Genomic DNA, 3,022 nt, shown 5'->3' on the forward strand with positions numbered 1-3,022 from the left:
GAGGGGGAGCGCGCCGCCTCGCTCGCCGTCGAGCCCGACCGGCCCGCCGGAGGAGCCGACACCACCGCCGTACGCCGGGCCGCCGCCAGCCTCGGCGTCGACCCGTCCACGGTGGACACCACCCGCGCCTTCGGCGCCGTACTGGAGGACATCACCGCATGACCGTGCTTGATGAGATCCGTGGTCGGCTCGTGGTCTCCTGCCAGGCCGACCCGGGCGAGCCGCTGGACGACCCGGCGCACATGGTCGCGCTGGCCCGGTCGGCGCGGTACGGCGGCGCCGCCGGCATCCGGGCCCAAGGCCTGCGCGACCTGCGGGCGCTGCGCGCCGCGCTGCCGGACACCCCGCTGATCGGGCTGGTGAAGGACGGCGCCTCCGGCGTCTACATCACGCCGACCCTCGCGCACGCCTGCGCCGTGGCCGAGACCGGGGCCGACGTCGTCGCGCTCGACGGGACCACCCGGCTCCGCCCCGACGGGCGTACCCTCGCCGACACGGTGGCCGCGCTGCGGGACCGGCACGACGTCCTCGTGATGGCGGACGTCGCGAGCGTGGCCGACGCCGACGCGGCGGTCGCCGCCGGCGTCGACCTGGTCGGCACCACCCTCTCCGGCTACACCGGTGGCGCGGTGCCGCACGACCCCGACCTGGACCTCGTCGCCGCGCTCGCCGCCCGGCTCGACGTGCCCGTGGTCGCCGAGGGGCGCATCAACACGCCCGAGGAGGCCGCCGAGGCGCTGCGGCGGGGTGCCCACGCGGTCGTCGTCGGCACCGCCATCACCCGGCCGGCCGTGGTCACCGCCCGCTTCGCCGCCGCCCTCCTCACCTCCCGGGAGATGTCATGAGCACCGTCCACGTCGTCAACCACACGCACTGGGACCGCGAGTGGTACCGGCCGATGGAGTCCTTCCGGGCCCGCCTCGCCGAGCTGGTCGAGCGGATCTGCGACCAGCTCGACGCCGGTGACCTGGGCCGGTTCCACCTGGACGGGCAGACGATCACCGCGCTGGACGCGCTCGCCGTCCGTCCCGACCTGGCCGACCGGGTACGCGCCCACGGCGCCGCCGGCCGCCTCCAGGTCGGCCCCTGGCACGTGCTCGCCGACAACCAGCTCGTCTCCGGCGAGAACCTGATCCGCAACCTGCTCACCGCCCGGCGCGTCGCCGCCGACCTGGGCCTCCCGCTGGCCACCATCGGATACTGCCCGGACGCCTTCGGCCACCCCGCCGACCTGCCGCGGGTGCTGCGCGGCTTCGGCCTGGACACCGCCCTGGTCTGGCGTGGCGCGCCGCCGACGCATGCCCGGTTCACCTGGCGCTCCCCGGACGGCTCGACGGTCACCGCCGTCAACCAGGGCTACTACGAACCGGAGGTGCTCTGGGAGGCGGCCGGCGCCCCGGAGAAGCTGGACGCGTTCCGCGCCAAGCAGGCCGCCCGCGACGCCGACGGGCCGTACCTGCTGCTCAACGGTGGTGACCACCTCGCACCCCGGCCGCTGCCGGCCGGCCTCGCCGCGACCGAGGACACCCTCGCCGGGTACTTCGACCGGATCCGCGACCGGGTCGCCGACGAGGCGGTGGTCACCGGCGAGCTGCGGTACCCCGGCGACTGGCTCACCTTCGTGCTCGCCGGCACCCTCTCCACCCGGCTGTACCTCAAGCAGGCCAACGCGGCGACCGAGACGCTGCTGGAGGTGTGGGCCGAGCCGCTGACCGTCCGCGCCGGCCGGGCCCCGTCGGTGGGGCTGCTCCGGCACGCCTGGAACCTGCTGCTGGAGAACGCGCCGCACGACTCCATCTGCGGCTGCTCCGTCGACGAGGTGCACCGCGAGAACGAGGTCCGCTTCGCCAGGGCCACGCAGGTCGGCGAGCACCTCGTCGAACGGGCACTGCTCGACCTCGGACTGGACACCCGGCTCGCCGGCGACCCGGTCACCGACGCCGCCGCCGTCGTGGTGCTCAACCCGCATGCCGCTCCCACCACCGGCCCGGTCACCGTGGACGTGTACACCGCACCCGGGCACACCGTCACCGGCCTGCGCGACGCCACCGGCGCTCCGGTCCCGTACGAGGTCCGCGAGGTGGAACCGACGCCGCTGTTCTGCGCCGACCTGGACATCCTCCCGGACACGAAGGAGACGCTGCGGCACCGGCTCACCGCCGTCGCCACCGACGTGCCGCCCTCGGGCTGGACCGGCTGGACCGCGACCGTCGCACCGGGTGAACCGCCCGCCGTGGCGTCCGGGGTGCCCGGTCGGCGCGTCACCCGGGGCGACTGGACGCTGACCGTCGCCGACGACGCCTCGTTCACCCTCGTCGACACCGCCTCCGGGCGTACGCTCACCGGCCTCGGCCGGCTGGTGGACGGCGGCGACGCGGGCGACACGTACACCTACGACCCGCCGATCAGCGACGAGACCGTCGTGCCGGTGCTCCGCGACGCCCGCGTGTACGACAGCGACGTCGCCTCCCGCCTCGTCGTCCGCGCCGACCTGGACGTGCCCGCCGGGCTGACCGCCGACCGCACCGCCCGCTCCGCCGAGCGGGTCGTGCTGCCCCTGACGATCACCGCGACGCTCTGGGCCGACGTACCCGAACTGGACTGGCACGTCGAGTTCGACAACGCCGCCGACGACCACCGGATCCAGGCGCACTTCCCGACCGACGTCCCCGCCCGCACCTGGCGTGCCGACACCCACTTCAGCACCCTGGAACGGCCACTGAAGGACCCGCTCGGTCCGCTGCCCACCGAGCGCGGCTACGAGGCCGACGCCGGGGTCGCCCCGGTCCGCTCGATGTCGGTCCTGCCCGGCCTCGCGGTGCTCGCTCCGGGGCTGCCCGAGGTGCAGGGCATCCGGGGCGAGCGACCGTCGCTCGCGGTGACGATCCTGCGGGCGGTCGGCTGGCTGTCCCGCCCCGACCTGCGTACCCGCACCGCCGGAGCGGGACCCCAGCTGCGCACCCCGGAGGCGCAGTGCCGCCGTACCGTCTCCGCCTCCGTCGGTGTCCAGGCGGACGCCGAC

At 75.6% G+C, this 3,022-nt stretch carries 2 protein-coding genes; both read left to right on the forward strand.

All coding sequences use genetic code 11. The features are described 5' to 3' along the window. Positions 1–158 precede the first annotated feature (158 nt). Positions 159–845 carry an N-acetylmannosamine-6-phosphate 2-epimerase gene (locus tag AB0I76_RS26285; RefSeq protein WP_357040717.1) on the forward strand — a complete coding sequence of 229 codons (687 nt, stop codon included), beginning with the start codon at positions 159–161 and terminating at the stop codon, positions 843–845. Beyond that, a partial coding sequence (locus tag AB0I76_RS26290) for a hypothetical protein (protein WP_357040720.1) occupies positions 842–3,022 on the forward strand: 2,181 nt, incomplete at its 3' end. The genes AB0I76_RS26285 and AB0I76_RS26290, both read left to right, overlap by 4 nt.

Origin of the sequence: Micromonospora sp. NPDC049799, from assembly GCF_040656655.1 — a bacterium.
In the GTDB taxonomy this organism is placed as follows: domain Bacteria; phylum Actinomycetota; class Actinomycetes; order Mycobacteriales; family Micromonosporaceae; genus Micromonospora.

What these genes read in the sequence shown, in the direction of transcription:
- AB0I76_RS26285 (WP_357040717.1), top strand. Translation starts at nt 159, where the DNA reads ATGACCGTGCTTGATGAGATCCGTGGTCGGCTCGTGGTCTCCTGCCAG.